At 63.8% G+C, this 21,043-nt stretch carries 17 protein-coding genes and 1 pseudogene; 5 read left to right on the top strand and 13 right to left on the bottom strand.

Features of this window, described 5'->3' with window-relative positions; genetic code table 11:
• Positions 1 to 18 precede the first annotated feature (18 nt).
• Together ACIPHM_RS17305 and ACIPHM_RS17300 are read left to right on the top strand one after the other, a co-directional pair.
• A complete protein-coding gene (locus ACIPHM_RS17305; RefSeq protein ID WP_400330885.1) occupies positions 19 to 1,029 on the top strand; it encodes a diguanylate cyclase in 1,011 nt (336 codons plus the stop codon).
• 15 nt (positions 1,030 to 1,044) lie between these two features.
• Complete coding sequence (locus ACIPHM_RS17300) at positions 1,045 to 1,815, top strand: glutathione S-transferase (protein ID WP_400330549.1); 771 nt, start codon at positions 1,045 to 1,047, stop codon at positions 1,813 to 1,815.
• A 12-nt stretch (positions 1,816 to 1,827) separates the two neighbouring features.
• On the opposite strand, the gene ACIPHM_RS17295 is transcribed toward ACIPHM_RS17300, so the two are convergent.
• From ACIPHM_RS17295 to ACIPHM_RS17285, 3 genes are all read right to left on the bottom strand, one after another.
• On the bottom strand, positions 1,828 to 2,487 hold the full coding sequence (locus ACIPHM_RS17295; protein WP_400330546.1) for a GNAT family N-acetyltransferase: 660 nt from the start codon (positions 2,485 to 2,487) through the stop codon (positions 1,828 to 1,830).
• 133 nt (positions 2,488 to 2,620) lie between these two features.
• Positions 2,621 to 4,057 carry a TAXI family TRAP transporter solute-binding subunit gene (locus tag ACIPHM_RS17290; protein ID WP_400330543.1) on the bottom strand — a complete coding sequence of 479 codons (1,437 nt, stop codon included), beginning with the start codon at positions 4,055 to 4,057 and terminating at the stop codon, positions 2,621 to 2,623.
• A 78-nt stretch (positions 4,058 to 4,135) separates the two neighbouring features.
• A complete protein-coding gene (locus ACIPHM_RS17285; protein ID WP_400330540.1) occupies positions 4,136 to 5,056 on the bottom strand; it encodes a LysR family transcriptional regulator in 921 nt (306 codons plus the stop codon).
• A gap of 267 nt (positions 5,057 to 5,323) precedes the next feature.
• Here ACIPHM_RS17285 and ACIPHM_RS17280 point away from each other — a divergent pair, with 267 nt between their 5' ends.
• Both ACIPHM_RS17280 and ACIPHM_RS17275 read left to right on the top strand, forming a co-directional pair.
• A complete protein-coding gene (locus ACIPHM_RS17280) occupies positions 5,324 to 6,514 on the top strand; it encodes a M20 aminoacylase family protein (RefSeq protein WP_400330538.1) in 1,191 nt (396 codons plus the stop codon).
• Positions 6,511 to 7,821 carry an MFS transporter gene (locus ACIPHM_RS17275; RefSeq protein WP_400330535.1) on the top strand — a complete coding sequence of 437 codons (1,311 nt, stop codon included), beginning with the start codon at positions 6,511 to 6,513 and terminating at the stop codon, positions 7,819 to 7,821. Before ACIPHM_RS17280 ends, ACIPHM_RS17275 begins: the two co-directional genes overlap by 4 nt.
• 77 nt (positions 7,822 to 7,898) lie before the next feature.
• On the opposite strand, the gene ACIPHM_RS17270 is transcribed toward ACIPHM_RS17275, so the two are convergent.
• From ACIPHM_RS17270 to ACIPHM_RS17230, 9 genes are all read right to left on the bottom strand, one after another.
• A complete protein-coding gene (locus tag ACIPHM_RS17270; protein WP_400330532.1) occupies positions 7,899 to 9,326 on the bottom strand; it encodes a hypothetical protein in 1,428 nt (475 codons plus the stop codon).
• A gap of 185 nt (positions 9,327 to 9,511) precedes the next feature.
• Positions 9,512 to 10,978 carry a hypothetical protein gene (locus ACIPHM_RS17265; protein WP_400330529.1) on the bottom strand — a complete coding sequence of 489 codons (1,467 nt, stop codon included), beginning with the start codon at positions 10,976 to 10,978 and terminating at the stop codon, positions 9,512 to 9,514.
• A 102-nt stretch (positions 10,979 to 11,080) separates the two neighbouring features.
• Positions 11,081 to 12,580: a M81 family metallopeptidase gene (locus tag ACIPHM_RS17260; RefSeq protein WP_400330526.1), complete on the bottom strand. Its 1,500-nt coding sequence runs from the start codon at positions 12,578 to 12,580 to the stop codon at positions 11,081 to 11,083.
• Positions 12,577 to 13,839, bottom strand: coding sequence for a Zn-dependent hydrolase (locus ACIPHM_RS17255; protein WP_400330523.1), 1,263 nt, complete (start codon positions 13,837 to 13,839; stop codon positions 12,577 to 12,579). Before ACIPHM_RS17255 ends, ACIPHM_RS17260 begins: the two co-directional genes overlap by 4 nt.
• Positions 13,840 to 13,886: 47 nt before the next feature.
• Positions 13,887 to 14,588: an ABC transporter ATP-binding protein gene (locus ACIPHM_RS17250; protein WP_400330520.1), complete on the bottom strand. Its 702-nt coding sequence runs from the start codon at positions 14,586 to 14,588 to the stop codon at positions 13,887 to 13,889.
• Positions 14,585 to 15,352 (bottom strand): ABC transporter ATP-binding protein, encoded by a 768-nt coding sequence (locus ACIPHM_RS17245; RefSeq protein ID WP_400330517.1) that lies wholly within the window; start codon positions 15,350 to 15,352, stop codon positions 14,585 to 14,587. The genes ACIPHM_RS17250 and ACIPHM_RS17245 overlap by 4 nt, the downstream gene beginning before the upstream one ends.
• On the bottom strand, positions 15,349 to 16,338 hold the full coding sequence (locus ACIPHM_RS17240) for a branched-chain amino acid ABC transporter permease (protein WP_400330882.1): 990 nt from the start codon (positions 16,336 to 16,338) through the stop codon (positions 15,349 to 15,351). The genes ACIPHM_RS17245 and ACIPHM_RS17240 overlap by 4 nt, the downstream gene beginning before the upstream one ends.
• Positions 16,338 to 17,195 carry a branched-chain amino acid ABC transporter permease gene (locus tag ACIPHM_RS17235; protein WP_400330514.1) on the bottom strand — a complete coding sequence of 286 codons (858 nt, stop codon included), beginning with the start codon at positions 17,193 to 17,195 and terminating at the stop codon, positions 16,338 to 16,340. The genes ACIPHM_RS17240 and ACIPHM_RS17235 overlap by 1 nt, the downstream gene beginning before the upstream one ends.
• Before the next feature lie 166 nt (positions 17,196 to 17,361).
• Positions 17,362 to 18,567: an ABC transporter substrate-binding protein gene (locus ACIPHM_RS17230; protein WP_400330511.1), complete on the bottom strand. Its 1,206-nt coding sequence runs from the start codon at positions 18,565 to 18,567 to the stop codon at positions 17,362 to 17,364.
• 275 nt (positions 18,568 to 18,842) lie between these two features.
• On the opposite strand from ACIPHM_RS17230, the pseudogene ACIPHM_RS17225 reads away from it, so the two are divergent.
• Positions 18,843 to 19,658 (top strand): annotated as a pseudogene (locus tag ACIPHM_RS17225) (FadR/GntR family transcriptional regulator); the annotation flags it as partial.
• A 296-nt stretch (positions 19,659 to 19,954) separates the two neighbouring features.
• Here the strand turns inward: ACIPHM_RS17225 and ACIPHM_RS17220 are convergent.
• Positions 19,955 to 21,037, bottom strand: coding sequence for an agmatine/peptidylarginine deiminase (locus tag ACIPHM_RS17220; RefSeq protein ID WP_400330508.1), 1,083 nt, complete (start codon positions 21,035 to 21,037; stop codon positions 19,955 to 19,957).
• Positions 21,038 to 21,043 lie beyond the last annotated feature (6 nt).

Here is a 21,043-nt window from a genome sequence, read left to right as displayed (position 1 = left end):
CGCCAACCCACGCCAGCCATGGAACCGATCGGAGCGCAGAGCAACCTCAACGACTCGTCCGCCATGGTGTTGCTCGTCGACGATCAGGCGATGGTGGGCGAAGCGATCCGCCGTGCGCTGGCCAGCGAGACGAACATCGATTTCCATTACTGTGCGACGCCAGAAGATGCGCTGCGTGTGGCGGAGCAGACGCGTCCGACCGTCATCCTGCAGGATCTCGTGATGCCCGGCACCGACGGCCTCTCGCTGGTGCGCCAGTACCGCACCAGCCCGCTCACCCGCGATATTCCGATCATCGTGCTCTCCACGAAGGAAGAGTCGACGATCAAGCGCGAAGCCTTCGCGGCGGGAGCCAACGACTATCTGGTCAAGCTGCCCGACACCATCGAGCTGGTCGCGCGCATTCGCTATCACTCGCGCTCGTACATGAACCTGCTGCAGCGCGACGAAGCGTATCGCGCGCTGCGCGAGAGCCAGCAGCAGTTGCTCGAGACGAATCTGGAGCTGCAACGGCTTACGCATTCCGACGGTCTGACGGGGCTGGCGAATCGCCGATACTTCGACGAGTACTTCGGTGCGGAATGGCGTCGCGCACTGCGCGAGCAGCGCGAAATGGCGCTGTTGATGATCGACGTCGACAATTTCAAAATCTATAACGACACGTACGGCCACATTGCGGGCGACGACGTATTGCGTCGCGTGGCGCGCACGATGGCCGACGCCGCGTCGCGTCCGGCGGATCTCGCCGCACGCTTCGGCGGCGAGGAGTTCGTGATGGTGTTGCCGAATACGTCGGCGGCGGGTGCCGCGACGATTGCGGAGCGAGTGCGCGCGCAGATCGAAGCGATGGCGATTGCGCACGTCGGCTCAGCGAACGGCCGGCATGTGACGATCAGTCTCGGCGGCGCGGCGCTGGTGCCGCGCACGCACATGGCGTCGACTTCGTTGATCGAGTCGGCGGATCTGGCGCTGTATCGCGCCAAGCAACAGGGCAAGAATCGCGTGGAGATGCAGCCAGGCGCTTCCTGAGCCTGAGGAGGGGGCATGACCTTCGAACTGTTCTATTGGCCGGGCCTGCAAGGGCGCGGCGAGTTTGTCCGCCTCGCGTTCGAGGCGACCGGCACACCGTATGTGGAGATCGTGCAGGGCGACGGGGCCGGTCAGGGGATGGACGGTCTGCTGCACACGATGGACGATCCCGAGTGCACCGACCCGCCCTACGCGCCGCCCTTCCTGCGCGTGAGGAGTGACGCAGGGAATGGCGAGGCCCATGGGGCTGACGAACTGATCGGGCAGACGGCGAACATCCTCGCGTATCTCGGTCCGTTGCTGGGGCTCGTGGGCGAATCGCCTCGTGCGCGTCGATGGGTCAACCAGTTGCAGCTAACGCTCGCCGACCTCGTGGCCGAGGTGCACGACGGCCATCATCCCATCGCCAGCCGTCTCTATTACAGCAATCAGCGAGCGGAGGCGCGCAAGCGCACGGCGGATCTGATCGACTATCGCCTGCCCAAGTTCTTCGGCTATTTCGAGCGCGTGCTGGTCAATAATCCGCAGCCGGGCGGCTGGCTGTCCGAGGGCGCGATGTCGTACGCCGACCTCTCGCTGTTCCAGGTGATCGAGGGGCTGTATTACGCGTTTCCGCGAGCGATGTCGGGCTTCGGCAAGGCCTTCCCGCGCTGCGAGGCGGTGCGCCACGCCGTGGCCCGCGCACCGCGTATCGCCGCGTATCTGAAGTCGTCGCGACGCATTCCGTTCAACACCACGGGCATCTTCCGGTATTACCAGGAGCTGGATCGCGCTTCACCGTTTTGAGACTTGAGCGGCTTATTCCGGCAGTGTCGTGTCACCCGCGCTCAGCGGGCGTTGCATGAGGACGGTGTCGACCCATCGGCCGAACTTGAAGCCGACGGACTTGAGCTCGCCCGCGTGCACGAAACCGCATGCAGCGTGCAGCGCCAGCGACGACGTGTTGCCGCTGTCGCCGACATTCGCAATCAACTGCCGCCACGGACCGCCTTCGCAGCGCGCGATGAGCGTGAGCAACAGCGCGCGTCCCACGCCTTCACCGATAGCGTCGGCAGCGATATACACCGAGTCTTCCAGCGTGAATCGATAAGCCGAGCGCGGGCGGTAATACGTCGCGTACGCATAGCCGAGCACCTTGCCGTGGCGCTCGGCGACGAGGTACGGCAGACCCGCGTCGAGCACCTTCGCACAGCGCGCACGCATCTCCGCTTCGTCGGGCGGGATCTCCTCGAACGAGGCGGAACCGGTGCGCACATGGTGAGCGTAGATGGCCGTGATGGCGGGCAGATCGTCCTCGCGCACCGCCCGTATGCTGCATGCGCTGCGTGCGAGTTCGGTGCCGACGCGTCGCGCCGGATTCGAAGCGGACGTAACCGTCGAGGAAGCCGAGGTGGCTGGCGTAGAAGGCTCCGTCTCAGCGGACGAAGCGCAATGCGGGAAGCGGGAGGACGACGACATACGAACGAGCCAATACGTTGGGTTTCATGACGGACCGGCGCACCGGCCCGTGCCTGTCAGCAGTGTGCGCCGCCCCGGTCCATAAGAAAAGTTTGCGTGGATTATGAGTCGCATAAGCATTGCTTTGAGATGTTCATGCGCTCGGCTCCCCCTTCTTGCCGTCGTCACCCGTTTGGGGCGGCACAGCGCCTGCGCGTTGCGCGGCGTCGTTGTCCGCGGCGACCGGCTCGGCATTCATGGCGTCGAGCCGCTGACGCACGAAGCCGATGTGCTCGCGCAGCACGTAGAACTGATCGGCATAGGCGAGCGGAATCTTCAGCCGGTTGACGGCGGCTTCGACGGCGTCCAGGCGTTGGCGCAGGCTTTGGTATTCGGCGTGCGCGTCGTCGGCGAGCGCCTCGCGCTCCAGCGCGATGAGCGCCCCGTACCAGCGATACAGCCGCGATTTCACGCGCCAGCTATACAGCGACGGCACCAGCCGGAACGCCGGGATCAGCACCACGATGATCGGCACGAGCAGCACGACGATACGGTCGGCGAGGCTGGCGATCCAGAACGGCAGGTGCCGGTACAGGAAACCCTTGCCCGACTTGTAGTAACGCGCGGCGTCGTCGGAGATCGGGAATTCGTGGACCTGCGCCGAAGGGAATTCCCCGGCGCGTTGCAGCAGGTTGGCCTTGCCGTGCACTTCGCGAGCGGCTTCGATGAGCAGATCGGAGAGCGCCGGATGCAGGCTTTCACGCGCGACGAGCTCGACCGTTGGACTGATGACGTGCACCGGTTGCGCAGGCAGATTGCGTCCGAGATCGAAGACCCCGCGCGGCAGCGTCAACTCGTTGAGATAGGGGAAGCGGCGCGTGTAGGCGTCGGCCTGCGCGAAGTCCATCAGCCGCACGCCGGGGGTGCGGATCAACTTGCCCATCGTGGGGCCGGTGGCGGTGTCGCCGGTGAGCATGGCGGCGTCGACGCGCCCATCGATCAGCGCCTGTGCCGCTTCCTGTCCGTCGTACGCCGTGAGCTTGGTCGGGCCGCCCGGCTCGATGCCGTTCGCCTTGAGCAACGTCAGCGAAAGCGCGCGGGCGCCGCTGCCTTCGCGGCCGATGGCAATGCGCTTGCCCGCAAAGTCCGAGAGCTTGGTCACACGCTCGCCGCGATAGAACACGGAAATCGGCGCGTAGAACACACTGCCGAGCGAGACGAGGCCGTCGACATCGAGGCCTTGCGACACGCCGCCTTGCACGAGACCCAGATCGACGTTCTCCTTCTCGTCGGCCAGACGCTCGACGTTCTGGCGCGAGCCCTCGGAGGCCAGCACATTGAGCGTGATGCCGTCGCGCGCGAGGATGGTCTTGTAGCGCTGCGCGGCGGTCCAGAACGAACTGCCCTCGGGGCCGGCGCTCAGCGTGATGGTGCGCGGCGGCGCAGGCTGTACCAGCCATACGGCGAGCCAGATGGCCGCGATGGCAATGAGAACGACCGGGCCGAAGGAGACGGCGAGATCTCGCCAGGAAATCGCGACGAAACGTGCGCGGAGTCGCCGGTGGGCGGGTTGGTTCGAGTCAGTCGTCATTAATCGATCAGGCGGGCTTGTCCAACACCCGCCCGATCATACGCCATCTACGGTTGGCCTCTTTCGTGCGGGCGCAAATCAGCGGTTCGCCAGACTCTGCGCGAGTTGCTTCCAAAGGTGATCGGCCGCGGGCGAGAGACGTCGACCCACGCGCGTCATCATCTGGCTGGAGAAGCCCGTGGCAATCGGATGATCGATGGGAACCGCCACCAGCTCGCCGAGTTCGATGCCGCGCCGCGCGGTGATGGCCGACATGAAGGCGACGCCCAGACCCGCGGCGGCGAGCGTCTGCGCCGTGTTGAACAGATCGACGCGATACGCCGGAATCACGTTCAGACGCGCGGTGTCGAGCACCGAGTGTACGAAATGCTGCACCCCGTGCGCTTCGGTCATGAAGATGAGCCGCTCGTGCACCAGCTCCGAGGGCGGCACGCTCTCCATCTGTGCGAAGCGATGCGTGGGCGCCACCACCGCGCATAACGCCTTCGCCGCAAACGGGTGAATCCGCATCGACGGATCGTCGGCCGAGCGGGCGCACAGGCCGATATCCACCACGTCGTCGCGCACGAGCGAGAGCACCGTCGGGGTGGGGCCGGAGCGGATCTCGACGAGGATGTCCGGATAGCTCATCGAAAAGCGTTGCAACGCCTGCGCAATCAGGCGCCCGATGAACCCCTCCCCGACCCCGATCGCGACCCGTCCGCGCTTCAGGTGCCGGTACTCCTCCAGCCGCGCCGAGAGATCGCGCTGGCGGCGTTGACCGTCGCGGTAATAGTCGATGAGAACCTGACCGATTTCGGTGACGCTCACGTTGCGTCCGCGCCGCTCGATGAGCGGGAAGCGCAAACGCCGCTCCAACGCGGCCATCTGACGGCTGACCACGGACGGGTTCACGCCGAGCGCTTCGGCGGCCATCCGTACGCCCCCGGTCGCCGCGATTTCGGCCAGATATCTGAGCGGACGCTCGCCGATGTCGTCCATCCACGACTCGTTGGTCATGTTTCGTCTCACTGTTGCGTTCGAGCGAAGGCGCCGGTCCGACACAATCCGGGCCCGTGATCCGGTACAAGGCGCGCTTGATACACCGGAGAATTCCTTCAAGTCATTGAATCGACGTCATTTTTCGTCATAGATGCCGACATGAAACCGACATGACGAGTTGCCTGACTGTTGCCTTGAAAGCAACATTTTGACGTGCTTTGCGTCATGGGTGGGGATTTTCGTCGGTGCAATACTCCGCGTTATTCAAAAAATGAGGAGCCCCCGATGAGCGAGACTCGCTATTGCGAGGTGAGCGATCTGGACCAGGCGCGCGAGCAACTGGCCGATATTCGCCACCATATCCACCAACACCCCGAGCTGTCCTACGAGGAAGTCGATACGTCGCGTTACGTGGCGGAAAAGCTCGAAGGCTGGGGTTACAAAGTCACGCGTAACGTTGGCGGTCACGGCGTGGTCGCCTCGCTGACCGTGGGCACGAGCTCGCGTACCGTTGGCGTGCGCGCCGACATGGATGCGCTGCCGATTCACGAGCAGACCGGTCTGGCGTATGCCAGCGTGCACGACGGCAAGATGCACGCCTGCGGCCACGACGGCCACACGACCGTGCTGCTCGGCGCCGCCCAGCATCTCGCGAAGACCCGCAATTTCGACGGGACCGTCAACCTGATTTTCCAACCGGCGGAAGAAGCCGGTTCGAACAGCGGCGCCGAGCAGATGATTGCCGACGGCCTGTTCGAGCGCTTCCCGTGCGACGCGATCTTCGGTCTGCACAATCACCCCGGCGTTGCTACGGGCACGTTCGGCTTTCGCGCCGGCCCGCTGATGGCCGCGTGCGACACCGTCAAGATTCGCATTCACGGCCGTGGCGGCCATGCGGCGCGTCCCCATCTGGCCATCGATCCGGTGATGATCGGCAGCAGCCTCGTGATGGCGCTGCAAACTGTCGTCGCGCGCAATATCGATCCGACCGAAGCGGCTGTCGTGACCGTCGGCACGTTCCATTCGGGCTTTGCCCCGAACGTGATTCCGGAAGACGCGACGCTCGAGATGAGCGTGCGTTCGTTCTCCGCCAAGGTGCGCGCCACGCTTGAGGAACGTATTCGTGCGCTGGTGAATTCGCACACCGAAGGCTATGGCGCGAGCGCCGAGATCGAGTACATCCGTGGCTATCCGGTGGTGGTGAACAGCGAGGCGGAGACGGAATTCGCGCGCAGCGTGGCCGAAGAACTGGTCGGCGCCGAGCACATCATTTCGCCGTTCCCCCCGATCGCGGGCAGCGAAGACTTCGCGTATTACCTGCAAAAGGTGCCGGGCTGCTTCATCCGTCTCGGTAACGGCGAAGGCAAGCCGATGCTGCACAACGCCAAGTACGACTTCAACGACGACAATCTGACCATCGGTGCCGCCTTCTGGACGCGTCTGGTCGAACGCTTTCTTGCCAAGGACCGCGCATGAGCATCGCAACGCAATCGTTTCCGGCTGACGGCGCACAGCCGTCGCTCATGTCGCCCGCGCAGCAGCGCAAGATCGTTTTCGCCGCCGTCATCGGCAACCTGCTGGAGTTCTTCGACTTCACGGTCTACAGCTATTTCGCGCTGACCATCGGCAAGCAGTTCTTCCCGGCGCACGATCCGGTCACGTCGTCGCTGCTCGCGTTCGCCGTGTTCGCGGTGGGCTTCGTGATGCGCCCGCTGGGTGGCATCGTGCTCGGTCGCTATGCCGATCGCGCCGGTCGCAAGCCCGCGCTTACGCTCACCATCCTGCTCATGGCGGTCGGCTCGGCTGCCATTGGTCTCGCGCCGACGTATGCGCAGATCGGTCTGGCGGCACCGCTGCTGATCGTTGGGGCGCGTCTGTTGCAAGGCTTCGCACAAGGCGGTGAGTTCGGTGCGGCGACGGCCACGCTGCTGGAAGTGGGCGGTGCGAAAAGCCGTGGCTTCCGTGCCAGTTGGCAGCTTGCGAGCCAGGGCGCAGCCGCCCTGCTCGGCTCGGGTCTGGCGGCAAGCCTCGGCTTCCTGCTCTCGGACGACACCATGCACAGCTGGGGCTGGCGCATTCCGTTCCTGCTCGGCACGCTGATCGCGCCGGTCGGTATCTATCTGCGTCGTCACATTCAGGAAGAGCCGCCGAAGGCGAAGGTCGTCGCCGGTCGCGACGATCCCAAGCGTGGCCTGTACGTGCGCAACTGGTTCCTCACGATCTTCTCGATCGCGGGCATGTCGGTGTCGACGTACGTGATGATGTATTACATGCCGACGTACTGCATTCAGTACCTGGGCCTGCCGCCGAAGATGTCGATGCTCGCCGGTGTGGCTGCCAGCACGATTTCGTTGGTGATGTGCCCGATCTACGGCGCATGGTCGGACAAGATGGGCCGTCGCAAGCCGCTCACGGTGTTCGGCCGCGTGGCGCTGATCGTCCTGCTCTATCCGGCGTTCTGGGTCATGACGCACTACCCGTCGCTGCCGGTCGTGCTCGCCGCACTTATCGTGCTGATGTTCTGCTACACGATGGGTTCGGCTCCGGCATACGCACTGATGCCGGAGAACTTCCCGAAGCATTTGCGGGCGGGTTACATGTCGAGCGCCTATGCGATCTCGGTGTCGGTGTTCGGCGGTACGGCTCAGCTCGTTGCCGGTTGGCTGATTCGCGTGACCGGTAACAAGATGGCCCCGGCCTGGTACATGATCGCCTGCGTGATCGTGTCGCTCATCGCCGTGTCGATGTTCGAGGAAACGGGTAACAAGGCGCTGGACGACTAAGTCGTCGTCTCCGTCTCCGTCCCCTCGCAGCCGACAAGAAGGCGGCAACTGTTATGGTTGCCGCCTTTTTTGTTGCGTCATTGCCCGGTTCGCGCGCTTTGTGCCGAGGGCACGGGCGGCAAGGCGGCGGCCCCACCGAGCGACACGGATTGGACGGCCGGGTCGTAGGTGAAGATCGGGCCATTTCCCGGGGGTAAATTGACGCGAACGACGGGCATGAATCGGCCGGTCATGGCCATGTAGTCACGCTGGACGTATTGCACACCGGACGGATCGTTCCCCACATAGAAAAACGCTTCGATCGGGAGCTTCTCCGGGATGTCCGGTGGCCAGAGCGCAATGATGGCTTCGTTCCATGGGTAGGGCGTGCCGGGGGGAATGTACGGTCTGACGTCGATGCTCAACTGGAAGGATTGAGGGTCCACATCGAATGCGCAGTGGCTGTAGCGAGAATAATGCGAGATGAAGGCGCTCACGGTGGTGATGTTCATCGCGTTGCAGAATTGCGGATACGTTCGGTAGCAGCGATCGGGCGGCCCCGTGCCGGTGTCCTCCGCATAGATGCATCGCATTTGAAGCGGGTGTTCGGCGGGCGCCGAGAACTCCCTCACGATCATTCCCGCATCGTCACGGACTTCCGAGACCAGCCGGTCCACCCGAGCGTCCGCTCTCATGTAGGAAAACGACACGCCATTCGAATTCAACGACGACGGGCTCGGATTCCATGAGTGAAAGGTGGTTCCCCAACCGGTAACGCGGATGACCACGCCATCGCAGAAGTACGCCGCGCGATTACCGGGACAGACACTGCGCGTATCGGCATATCGCGCGTTGATATCATCGGCACTCGCATAACCGATATCGAGCTGATCGCGTGCGTCATAGCCGAAAGCCGTGGTTCCCTGTGCACCGAACGCTACGCGCAGAATCGGCAGCCACTGCCCGGCGCTGTTGAAGTACTGTCGCTGATATTCAAGTGCGGTGGCGAGTTGTCCGCCGTTGTTGACGTCGTAGAAGATCGCTTGCACAGCAATGGTCTGCGGCGCTGCCGGATTCCACAAACTGACACCGACGGTGTTCGGCTGGCCCGGACAGTCATTGCAGGGCGCGGGCGCCGATGCATCCGGTGGCGGGCATCCGCAGAGCAGTTCGTAAGGCTTGCCGTTGCCGACCGCCTCGGGCCGGGGCGCCAGAATGAAGCCGACGGAGTCGCTCAGGCGGGTCGTTTCGATGTCGCGCCGTACGTAGTCGAGACGCGCCATACCGGCGGCTGTCTCCTCCGTACTCAATGCGAAGAGATCGCCGCCGGGGGTGGGAGCCGCGCGCATCAGGACGCCGGAGCATTCCTGTACAGGGCTGGCGACGAAGCACTCCGAAGGGGTTTGCTGATAACGCTGGTTGATCTGGTAAGCGACATCGGCGCCGGGGAGTGCCCACCCCGGGAACGCTTGAAGCAATAGCCACAGCGCAAGCAGCGGGCGACATATTCTGAGAAAGCGCGGCATCGGGAGCCCCCGGGCGAGTGTCCCGTCGAGGCCGATGGCAGCGTCAGGCGCTCAGGACGATGTCCGTAGCTTATGTCGCAAGCCTTTGCACATCACCTGACAAGGTTGACAGGTGACGCGTTGTGACTACTTCGCCACCTTTATGCGCATCCCCCCTGCCGCCATCTGAACGCATGGGTGCGTTCTCACTCCGAAATGCCATGTGGGGTCATCGGTATGGGCGGCAGTGCGCTGGCGCCGGTCAGAGACAGGGATTGCAACGCAGGGTTGTACTTGAAAACGACGCCGTCGGTGGCGTGCAGATTGACTTCGACGACCGGCATGAAGCGGCCCGTCGTTGCCATGTAATCGCGCTGGACGAATTGCGCACCGCTGGGGTCTGCGCCCGTGATGTAGAAAAATGCTTCTATGCCGGTTTGAAGCGGAGCGTCTTGCGGCCACAACGCGATGATCGCCTCGTTCCACGGGTAGGCATATCCCGCTGGCAAATACGCTCTGACGTCGAGGCTGAGCTGGATTGAGTCGGGGTCGACGTCAAACCTGCAGAGGGCGCCGCCGTGCGACTGCATATACGAAACAAACGTCGCCACGGTAGTGACCCCCACGTCCTTGCAGAATGCCAGGCGTGCGCATCGATCCGGTGCTGTGGTGCCTGCGTCGCGGGCATACATGCATCGCATCACCATCGGATGCTGTACCGGTATTGAGAACTCGTTCATGATGATGCCCGCATCAACGCCTTTCCAGTAAAGCGTGTCGACTCGTGCATCGGTCCGGGCGTATGTAAACGACACCCCGTTCGCATTCACCGATCCCGGGCTGGGATTCCACGAGTGGAAGGTAACACCCCAACCGGTAACGCGAAGGATGACACCGTCGCAGTAGTACGCCGAGCGGCCATCGGGACAAACCTTGCGCGTATCCGCATAGCGCGCGTTGAGATTCCTCACGGTCGCGTAGCCGACATCAAGCTGATCCCGCGCGTCAAAGCCGAATACCGTGGCGCCCTGTGAGCCGAACACGACGCGCAGAATCGGTAGCCATTGGCCGGTCTTGCTGAAATACTGCTGCTGGTATTGCAATGCCGTCGTCAACTGTCCGCCATTGCCGATGTCGTAGAAGATGGCCTGTGCCGCCAGCTTGTCCGGCGTGGCGGGATTCCACAAACTCACGCCGACACTGTTCGGCTGACTTGGACAGTCGCTGCAAGGCGGCCCGCCGGAGGACCCCGGTGGCGGGCATCCGCAGAGCAGCTCGTAAGGTTGTCCGTTACCGGCGGCGCTCGGGCGGTCCGCGAGAATAAAGCCCACGGAGTTATCGAGATGCGATGTCTCGATGTCGCGACGCACGTAATCGAAGTGGGCCATGCCCGCGGCCGTCTCGGCGGCACTTAACGCCCAGAAGTCTCCGTTGACGGATGGCGGCACTCGCATGAGTACGCCGGAACACTCCTGAACGGGGCTGTTGACGAAGCACTTTGACGGTGCATTCCGGTAGCGCTGATTAACGAGGTAAGCGACATCGGTGCCGCTGAGCGCCCAGGCGGAGAGCGCATAAAGGACCAACCAGCCGGCCAGCAGGAGACGCGTGAGTCTGAGGACGTGTTGCATGGGGCGCTCCGTCGAACAACGTCGTACGAGTGCGGGCAGCACGGCCGCACTCGGGACGATGCATGAAGCTTATGTCGCAACAGCGCTCTCTTCACCTGACAAGGTTGACAGGTGGCGGGCGGTATTCTGCCCGCCGACGCCAGATCATTCGTCAAACGTCACATCCCGATCCAGCGGATACACCGGGCGATGCACGCGGGTGAACGGGAACAGTGCGTAGTTCGAACTTGTCACGCCGTCGCTGTCGCATTCGACCAGTCCCGCCGAGATCGGCACGAACACCGGGCGGCAGTACATGCGCGACTTGAGCAGCAGGAAGCGCTCGCTGCGCGGATCGAGGCCGACGCAGGTGAACACGCCATGATCCCACGGCTCATGCGTGCGCTCCGTGATGACGAGGCGTGCCGCACCGATATCGAACAGCACCGTGCGGCCCATGTAGCAACGCTGGCCCGTATAGGTCGGGCCCGTCACGATGTATTCCCCGTCGCCGATCTTGCGCACGATGCCGGTGAGTACCGGCGGCGTCTTCGTGATGCCCAATTGCGTCAGCGGACGTTTGTTGCCCACCGCCAGCGTGACTTCGGCGCCCTCGCCTGCGGCAATCAACGTCGCCACCGCGTCCGGGTCGCACAGCGGGCCCACGCCGATGCCCGTCAGCCCGCCGGCCAGCGCCGCTTCGAGGACATCCATCGTGTCGCAGGTGCCGCCGGACATGCAGTTGTCGCTGTGATCGAGCAACAGCACCGGCTTGTCGGCACCGTCGGCCAGTCGCTTCGCTTCGGCAATCGACTCGGCGAGCGGTGCGCTGCGATAGACGAAGCCGTCGCGCTCGTTCCACGCGTGCGCAGCAATGCGATCCGCCACGGCTTGCGCGCGGGCGACGCCACCTTCGCTTTCGTCCGCCGTCACGACAACGCTGATGCACGGCGCGGGAATGTCCGCGAGCGAGAAGCCCGAGAACACCGACACGGCAGGCATGCCCTCCTCGGCTTCGGCGCGTCGCGCGGCGTCCAGCGCACGCTTCATCGCGCCGCCATGACTCGTGCTGCGCAGCGAGTGCACCATCAACGGCGGCTGTTGCCACACCACTTTCGGGCGGCGTTTGCCGGCGAGCATGTCGAACAGCAGACGTCCCGCGTGCTCGCCCGTTTCGTACATATCGACGTGCGGATACGTCTTGAAGCCGACGACGATGTCGGCGTTCGCCACGATCTTCGGCGTTACATTTGCGTGCAGATCGAGCGCCACGGCAATGGGTGTGCCGGGCGCCGCGGCGCGAACGCGTTCGAGCAGATCGCCCTCGCCGTCGTTGCTGTTTTCGGCGACCATCGCGCCGTGCAGATCGAGCAGGATGGCGTCGACGCCGCGCGCTGCGGCCACGATGCGCCGACACAGTTCGTCATAAGCACTTGCCGCCACCGGGCCACTGGGGTTTGCCCCTGCGCAGACAGGCGTGACCATCTGCGCGCCCGCCGCTTCCGCCAGATCGATGAACGCGGCCATGGCCGTGCGCATGCCCTTGCTGTCGCGGTAGGCCTGCGCGTCGTACGTCGGCCCGTCATTGCCGAAGGCTTCGAGCGGTGTCGGCACCGGCGAGAACGTATTCGTCTCGTGATTCATCCGCGCAATCATCACTTTCATGCGGCACCTCCTGCGCGTTGCAGCATCGCCTGCAACAGCACGTTGCAACCGGCTTCGAGATGCACCGGATCGGCGTCTTCGATCTCGTTGTGGCTGATACCGTCTTTGCACGGCACGAAGATCATCGCCGTCGGGGCGACGCGCGCGAGATACACCGCGTCGTGACCCGCGCCGCTGATCGCATCCATCGACGACAGACCGAGCGCCTGCGCGCCACGGCGAATGGCGTCGACGAGTTCCGGCGCGAACGGTTGCGGTGGGAAGTACACAACTTGTTCGATGGCGACATCGATGCCCTTCGCGCCGAGCGAGGCGCATTCGGCGCGCAGCTCGGCGTTCAGCGCATCGAGCGTGGCGTCGTCGGCGGCGCGCAGATCGACGGAGAGCTTCACGCGGCCCGGAATGACGTTGCGCGAGTTCGGGTAGTTGTCGACCCAGCCGACCGTGCCGCGTGCATGCGGCGCGTGGGCGCAGGCGATACGATTCACGGCCTGTATCAACTGTGCGGCGGCGAGCAAGGCGTCGCGGCGCAGTTCCATGGGCGTGGGGCCCGCATGCGCCTCCATGCCGGTGATGGTCACGTCGTACCAGCGTTGGCCGAGCGCACCCTGCACCACACCGATGGTCTTCTCGTGCGCTTCGAGCACCGGTCCCTGTTCGATGTGCGCTTCGAAGTACGCAGCCACCGCGCCCGCTTGCCCCACGGCCGGCGTCTGCCCGGCGTAGCCGATGGTGCGCAGCGCTTGCGCCACGCTCACACCGTCGTGGTCTTTCTGCGCCAGCGCGTGATCGAGGGTGAAAGCGCCTGCGTAGACGCCCGAGCCCATCATCACGGGGACGAAACGCGAGCCCTCCTCGTTCGTCCAGACGGCGACTTCGAGCGGCGCCTCGGTGACGATGCCGTTGTCGTTGAGCGTGCGCAGCACTTCCAGCCCGGCGAGTACGCCGTAGTTGCCGTCGAACTTGCCGCCGGTCGGCTGGGTGTCGATGTGGCTGCCGGTCATGACGGGGGGCAGAGTGTCGTTGCGTCCGGCGCGACGCGCGAAGACGTTGCCAATGGCGTCGATACGCACTGAGCAGCCGATTTCCTTGGCCCACGCGACAAACAGGTCGCGGCCCTGGCGGTCGAGATCCGTCAGCGCGAGGCGGCACACGCCGCCCTTGGGCGTCGCACCGATTTGCGCGAGTTGCATGAGGCTGTTCCACAGACGCGCACCGTCAATGCGCACTGCGGCAGCCGTTCGATCGAGACGTTCCATGTTTTACCGATCCTTGAGAGTTGCGACCGATGGCGGCCGATTGCGGTCTACGCCACGCCGACGCCGAGATAGCGGTCCTTGACGGCCTCGTCGGCGAGAAACGCGGCGTTCTCCGCACCGTAGACGATCACGCCCTGCTCGACGATGTAATGCCGGTCGGCAAGCTGCGTGCAGACTTCCAGATTCTGTTCGACGAGCAGGATCGCCACGCCCGCCTGTTTGATGAGCTTCAATTGCGCCACGATCTCTTCGACGATCACCGGCGCGAGGCCTTCGACCGGCTCGTCGAGCATGAGCAGACGCGGGTGATTCATCAACGCGCGTCCGATGGCCAGCATCTGCTGCTCGCCGCCGGAGAGTTGCGCGCCACCGTTCTTGCGGCGCTCTTGCAGGCGGGGAAAAATGCGATAGATGTCGGCCAGTTGCCACGGCGAATCGCGTCGCGCACCGAGCTTGAGGTTCTCTTCGACCGTGAGCAGCTTGAAGATGCCGCGATGCTCCGGCACGAAGCACACGCCGCGTGCGGCAATGCGATGCGCCGGCTGTCCCGCGACCGGCTTGCCCATGAACGCAATGCTGCCCGCCTTCGGCGTCACCACGCCCGCAATGGTCTTGAGCGTGGTCGACTTGCCTGCGCCGTTGCGCCCGAGCAGCGTGACGAGCTCACCGTCGCCGATGTTCAACGACACGCCTTGCAGAATGTGGCTCTTGCCGTAATAGCTGTGAATGCCTGCGACGTCGAGAATCATGCGCGCCCTCCGGTAATCATGTTGCCGAGATAGGCGGCGCGCACGCGGTCGTCGGCGCGAATGGCGTCCGGCTTGCCTTCGACGAGTACCCGGCCCTGCTGCATGACGGTGATCGTGTCGGAGATATCCATCACGATATTCATGTTGTGTTCGATCAGCACGACGGTGTGGTCGTCTCGCAGGCCGCGGATGAGTTGCTTCATGTCGTCCAGATCGTCGATGCCCATGCCGGACGTCGGCTCGTCGAGAAAGATCGCCTTGGGACGCGCCGCGAGCGCCATGCCGACTTCGAGGCGTCGCTGCTGCCCGTGCGAGAGCGACCCGGCGGCAGTGTCGGCGTGACGCGTGAGTGCGAGCCGCGTGAGCACGTCGTCGACGACCGATGCGCAGGCGCGCGGGCCCTCCGCTTTGCGCCAGCAGGAGAGCGCGTGGCGCGGTGTCACGCCCAGCGCGGCCAGACGCAGGTTCTCGCGCACCGGCAGGTTCTGGAACAGCGCCGTCACCTGGAACGAACGGGCGATGCCGCGTTGCACGCGCCGGTAATCGGCTTCGGTGGTGACGTCGTGACCGTCGAACACGATGCGCCCGCCCGAGACCGGCACGGTGCCCGTGAGCATGTGAAACAGCGTTGTTTTGCCTGCGCCGTTCGGGCCGATGACGGAGTGCACAGTACGCGGTGCCACGCGCAGATCGACGCCGTGCAGCGCAGTGAATTTGCCGTAGCGTTTGACGATGCCCGAGGCTTCGATGAGAACGTCGCTCACGTTGGGTCTCCCTGCGTATCCAGTTTGCCGTTGGCGTCGCGGCGCTTGCCGGTAATGCGATACCACAGCGATTCGCCCACGCCCCACAGGCCGCGATGCATGAACAGACTCACGGCGATGAGCAGCAGGCCGAGCAACAGCAGCCAGCGCGGCCAGAGCGTGGAGAGCCAGTCGGCGGCGAGCACGTAGAACGCTGCGCCCAACACCGACGCGAACAGATTGCCCGTGCCGCCGATCACCGTCATCACGAGAATCATCTCGCTCGTGTGGTATTCGATGTTGGACAGCGGCGCGATGCCCGTCATCAACGCATGCAGTGCACCGGCGAGCGCCGTGACTGCGCCGGAGATGGCGAACGCCACGAGCTTGAACGTCTTCACGTGATAGCCGATGGCCGCTGCTCGTGTTTCGTTGTCGCGAATCGCGAGCAGCGTACGTCCGAAGACAGAGTCGGCCACGCGCAACAGCACCGCGAAGACGATCAGGAAGACGATGGCGACGAAGGTGTAGTACTGCCAGGGGGTCTCCAGCGGGATCAGCGTCGTGCCGCCGATGGCCAGCGATTTGCGCGGAATGTCGAGCAGGCCGTTGTCCCCGCCGGTCCAGTCCGTTGCGGTGTAGGCGAAGAAGTAGAACATCTGCGCGCACGCGAGCGTGAGCATCACGAAATAGGTGCCCTTCTGCCGGATCGCGAAGCTGCCGACGACCGCCGCAATCACCGCGCCCAATACGATCGATGCGACGACGGCGACCGGCATGGGCAGCGACCAACGCGTGAGCATAATGCCCAGTGTGTAGCTGCCCATGCCGAAGAAGATGCCCTGACCGAACGACAGCAGACCGGTGTAGCCCAGCAGCAGATTGCAGCCGAGCACGGCGAGCGCATACACCAGCACTTCGGTGGCGAGCGTGCCCGACGACAGCGTGAGCGGCAGAATCAGTGTGACGGCGGCGGCGAGCAGCCAAAAACGGTAACGTACCAGCATCATCCCCTCCCGAGCAGGCCGTGCGGACGCATGAGCAGCACCGCTGCCATCGCCACGTAAATCATCAGTCGTGCGCCTTCCGGCCAGATCGTGCTCATCAGGCTCTGCACGATCCCGATCACGAGACCGCCCACGAGCGCCCCGGCGAAACTGCCCATGCCGCCGATGACCACCACCACGAACGCAATGCCCAGCGCTTCGATGCCCATGAACGGCTCGACGCCGCGCACGGGCGCCGCGAGCACGCCGGCCAGTGCGGCCGTGCCGGCGCCCAGCGCGAACGCCAGACTGAACACGCGGAACACGTTGATGCCGAGCAGCGACACCATCTCCGACGACTCGCTGCCCGCGCGCACCGCGCTGCCAAGACGCGTGCCTTCGAGCAGCCACCAGAGCACGGCGGCGAATACGGCGGTGAAGCCGATGAGAAAGAGGCGGTACTTCGGATAGATAAAGTTGCCCCACATCACCACGCCGTCGAGCACTTCGGGCACGGCGACGTTATCGCCCAGCGGACCCCAGACGATGATCACCAGTTCCTGCACGACAAGCGCGAGCCCGACGGTGACGAGGATGTGGAATTCGTGCGCCTTCTCGTAGATATGCGAGAGCAGCACTTTTTCGGCGAACCACGCGAGGGCACCGACCAGAATCGGACAGACGATCAGGGCGAGCCAGAACGACATGCCCCATTGCAGTGCCTGATAGCAGAAGTACGCGCCGAGAAGATAGAAGGCGCCGTGCGCGAAGTTCACGAAGCGCAACAGGCCGAAGATGATGGATAAGCCGACGGCGAGCAGGAAGTACAACATCCCGATTCCGACGCCGTTGATGACTTGCAGCAAATAGACGTTCATGCGCGTCCCGGAGAGCTTTGGTGCCGACGTGGAACACCTTGTGCCACCCAGCACACGCTGCGCGGCACACGACATATGCGGGGACGACGAAGCGTCCCCGCGAGCAACAGACTTCAGGCGACGATCATGCGGCGTGCGCTTGAATACGGCTCGCCGCGCCATCGCGTCAGGTCATCTTGCACTCGGTCTTGTCCAGCGGCAGGAACGATTTCCCGGCGCTGACAATGTCGGCGTAGTCGTCGGCATTCTTCATCTTCGACTTTGCCTTGCCCTTGAGCAGGTAGTAGTTCTTGAGCACCTGGTGATCGCCCTTGCGAATCTCTTCCGGCCCGGTGAGCCCGTCGTACTTCATGCCCTCCATCGCGGCGATGACCGCCTTCGGATCGGCGCTGCCGGCCTTGACCATGGCGTCGAGCATGAGCTTGGTGCAGATGTACGAGCCTGCGAGGCTGTAGTTCGGGTTCTGCTTGAAGCGGTCCTGCGTGCGCTTGACCAGATCGAGGTTCAGCGGCGACGCCACGGCATGCCAGTACTGCGCGCCGAAGTACACGCCGTCGCACAGATCGGCGCCGAGGGTCTCGAACTGCTCCAGCCCCGACGCCCATGCCATCAGGATCGTGCAGTTCTTCTTCATGCCGAAGCTCACCGCCTGACGCAGCGTGTCTGACGACTGCGAGCCGAAGTTCAGGATCAGCAGCACGTCGGGCTTGGCCGCCGTCGCGTTCGTGAGATAGCCCGAGAATTCCTTTTCGGTGAGCGAGTGATAGCTGTTGCCCACATGCTCGATGCCCTTCTCCTTGAAGATGTTCTTCGCGGCGGTGAGCAGGCCTTCGCCGAACACGTATTGCGGCGTGATCGTGTACCAGCGCCTGGCGTTGGGCATCGACTCGATGAGCGGACGCACGGTCTGCTCGATTGCGCCGAAGGTCGGCACGGACCAGCGGAACGTGGCGTTGTTGCAATCCTTGCCGGTGATTTCGTCGGCCCCGGCCGTCGTGATGAAAATGCCGCCGGCTTTCTCGGCTTCCTTGCCCATGGCGAGCGCCTCTGACGACAGAATGCCGCCTGCGAAGAAGCGTGCGCCCTTTTGCTGCGCGATTTCCTGCACGTGACGAATCGCCGTGGCGGGTTTACCCTCGGTGTCGAGGGTGGTGTAAGCGAGCGGTCGGCCGAGCACTTTGCCGTATTGCTCGACGATGAGTTTCATGCCGAGATCGGCGAATTTTCCGTTGGCCGCGAACGGCCCCGACATGGGCACAGGACAAGCCAGCTGGATCGCCCCGGTGCTTTGCGCGAAGACGTCGCGAGCAGTGAGGAGGGAGCCAGGCAGAGACGCCGCGGCGGCGAGCTTCAACAGTTCACGACGATTCAATTGGGTCTCCATGCATGGGAGCAATCGTTCATGGGGCAGACGTGCAGCGCGTCACACAACGACCGGTCAGTGACCTGAAAAAGCGACCTGACAGTAACGACTTGCAACGTCCGGGGCCTTATCTCTATTCGTCATATTTATAATGATAAATAGGATGGATTTGATCGTAGGTATAATGTTTTTTCGTGTCAATCGGAAAAAATTCCGATCCGGCACAGCCCGCGACGCGTGGGCTACGCGTAGGATTGAGTGCGAACAGACCCTTGAGGCGCCACATGGCATTGGATGCGCAAACGGTGCGAGAGCCGTTGGAAATCAAACAACAAAAACGTGGCGATCTGGTCGCTGAAGCCATCAAGCAACTGATCACGGAAGGCAATTTGCTGCCCGGCGATCGCCTGCCCAGAGAGGTCGAACTCCAGCAGATGTTCGGGGTATCGAAGAGCACCATTCGCGAAGCGCTCAAGTCGCTCGAAGTGCAGGGGCTCATCAAGGTGAGCACGGGGCCGTCGGGTGGCGGCATGGTCGTGGAAGTGCCGCTCGAGCGCACCTTCCAGCTCATGCAGAACTATCTCTTCTTCAAGGAAGTGAGCATCGACGACATCTATACGGTGCGTCAGTTGCTCGAGCCGGAGCTCGCCGCAGGCGCGGTGCCGCATTTGACCGAAGCGGATTTTGCGGCGCTGGAGAACAATATGACCTGTTGCAGCCCGGCGTCGCACGATCGTCGCGAGTTGCTGCGCCAGCGTCAGGCCGATGTCGACTTTCACGACATTCTCGCGGCCGCTAATCCCAACAGCTTTCTGCGTTTCACGTGCGAACTCGTCAACGAGATGATTCGCCAGTTGATCGTGTTCGGCAACGAGACGCCGCGTCGCGAGCATGAGAAGTTCGGCACGGCCAACGTCAACATTCATCGTCAGATTACCGATGCAGCGCGCGCGGGCGATGCGCAACGCGTGCGCGAACTCATGCATTTCCATATGCAGGAGGCACGCACGTACATCAAGCGGATGAACGGGAAGTTGCGCGGGCGTCTGATTCTCGATTCGGACATCGCCGATATGCAGCAGCGTGTGCGTGCGCAGCTTGGGGCGAATGCGTCGCCGGTGACGCGTCGCAAGACGGTGGCTGCAAAAACGTCGACTGCGAAGGAAGGCGTGACGCCGAAGCGCACGGCGCGCAAGTCTGCGGGCGAGGGCGCAAGTAAAGCGCAGGGGAAGACGGTTGCCAGGGGCGTCACCAAAGTCGCAGCGAAGGCGACCCCCAAGGCGACGAAAACCGCCGCCAGGCCGAAGGCGGGGGCTGCGAGGGCCGGCGTTGCCAAGAAGACCGCAACGCCACGCAAGCGAGGGGTTGCAGCAAGCTGACGCGGCGCGCTGGTGGGTCAGCGCGACACGGCGTCCGGTTGTTGCTGCGTGCAGCAGTGAATGCCGCCGCCGCGGCGCGCGATCGCTCGTAGCGGCATCTGTACGATGCGCCGCTCGGGGAACGCCTGTTGCACGATCGAGCGAGCGTGCGCATCGCTCCTGGTATCTCCGAACGACGCCATCACGACTCCGCCATTCGGCAAATAGAAGTTCACATACTCGGGCGCGAAGTCGGGGTCGTTGGCGACGTCCGGGGGCAGGGCGTCGAAATCCGGCGTGCGCAACAAACCGATTTCGAAGTGCTGCCCTCTGGCGTCGCGTGCGAGCAATAACGCTTTGAGGTTCTCGCGCGTTTCGCGCACCCAGTCGTCGCCCACGTCGGCGACTGTCGCGAGCAATACGCCAGGGCGCACGAAGCTCGCAATACCGTCGACGTGCCCGTCGGTGATGGTATCGAGCGCCGAGCCCGGCAGCCAGACCACGTTCGTCACCCCGAGCCAATGACGAAAGACCGACTCCGCTTCGCGACGCGTGAGTCCCGGATTGCGGTTTTCGTTGAGGATCGACGTTTCGGTGACGATCAGCGTGCCTTCGCCGTCGACAAGCAACGAGCCGCCCTCGGCGACGATGGGCGCGCACGACGAGCCGATCGGGGTATCGGCACACAGGGCTTTTGCCACGCCTTGCGCGACCGTGGCGTCGGCTTCGGATATCGGCGTCGTCTTTTGTCCCCAGCCGTTGAAGTTCCAGCTCAGCGCGTGCGGCGTATGGGCGGCATCGAGCACGAAGGTGGGCCCGGTGTCACGCATCCAATGATCGCCGACCGGCATGGGGTAGAGCGTGGCGGCGGGGGGGAGCGCGCGGCGGGCTTCGTCCAGGTAGTCGGGATCGACGGCGACGTGTATTGGCTCGAACAGCGCGATCGCGTGTGCCATGCGCATCAGTTCGCCGATGACTTCCTCGCGCTCGGCGCTGGGTATTACAGTGCCGCCCGGCCACGCTAACCAGCAGGCGCGGTGGGGATGCCACTCTGGCGGCATGCGCCAGTGTCCAATGGCGTTCGTGTCTGTCGCGTTTGGCTTGCCGGGAAATGTCGTCATGTGCGC

It is taken from the genome of Pandoraea sp. NPDC087047 (genome assembly GCF_044745225.1).
Lineage (GTDB): Bacteria > Pseudomonadota > Gammaproteobacteria > Burkholderiales > Burkholderiaceae > Pandoraea.
Note: the sequence above shows the minus strand (reverse complement) of the source record. Positions and strands in the feature narration are given on the sequence as shown.

Coding starts and splice junctions, on each gene's coding strand:
- ACIPHM_RS17305 (WP_400330885.1), top strand. CDS start 19: ATGGAACCGATCGGAGCGCAGAGCAACCTCAACGACTCGTCCGCCATG.
- ACIPHM_RS17300 (WP_400330549.1), top strand. CDS start 1,045: ATGACCTTCGAACTGTTCTATTGGCCGGGCCTGCAAGGGCGCGGCGAG.
- ACIPHM_RS17295 (WP_400330546.1), bottom strand. CDS start 2,487: ATGTCGTCGTCCTCCCGCTTCCCGCATTGCGCTTCGTCCGCTGAGACG.
- ACIPHM_RS17290 (WP_400330543.1), bottom strand. CDS start 4,057: ATGACGACTGACTCGAACCAACCCGCCCACCGGCGACTCCGCGCACGT.
- ACIPHM_RS17285 (WP_400330540.1), bottom strand. CDS start 5,056: ATGACCAACGAGTCGTGGATGGACGACATCGGCGAGCGTCCGCTCAGA.
- ACIPHM_RS17280 (WP_400330538.1), top strand. CDS start 5,324: ATGAGCGAGACTCGCTATTGCGAGGTGAGCGATCTGGACCAGGCGCGC.
- ACIPHM_RS17275 (WP_400330535.1), top strand. CDS start 6,511: ATGAGCATCGCAACGCAATCGTTTCCGGCTGACGGCGCACAGCCGTCG.
- ACIPHM_RS17270 (WP_400330532.1), bottom strand. CDS start 9,326: ATGCCGCGCTTTCTCAGAATATGTCGCCCGCTGCTTGCGCTGTGGCTA.
- ACIPHM_RS17260 (WP_400330526.1), bottom strand. CDS start 12,580: ATGAAAGTGATGATTGCGCGGATGAATCACGAGACGAATACGTTCTCG.
- ACIPHM_RS17255 (WP_400330523.1), bottom strand. CDS start 13,839: ATGGAACGTCTCGATCGAACGGCTGCCGCAGTGCGCATTGACGGTGCG.
- ACIPHM_RS17250 (WP_400330520.1), bottom strand. CDS start 14,588: ATGATTCTCGACGTCGCAGGCATTCACAGCTATTACGGCAAGAGCCAC.
- ACIPHM_RS17240 (WP_400330882.1), bottom strand. CDS start 16,338: ATGCTGGTACGTTACCGTTTTTGGCTGCTCGCCGCCGCCGTCACACTG.
- ACIPHM_RS17235 (WP_400330514.1), bottom strand. CDS start 17,195: ATGAACGTCTATTTGCTGCAAGTCATCAACGGCGTCGGAATCGGGATG.
- ACIPHM_RS17220 (WP_400330508.1), bottom strand. CDS start 21,037: ATGACGACATTTCCCGGCAAGCCAAACGCGACAGACACGAACGCCATT.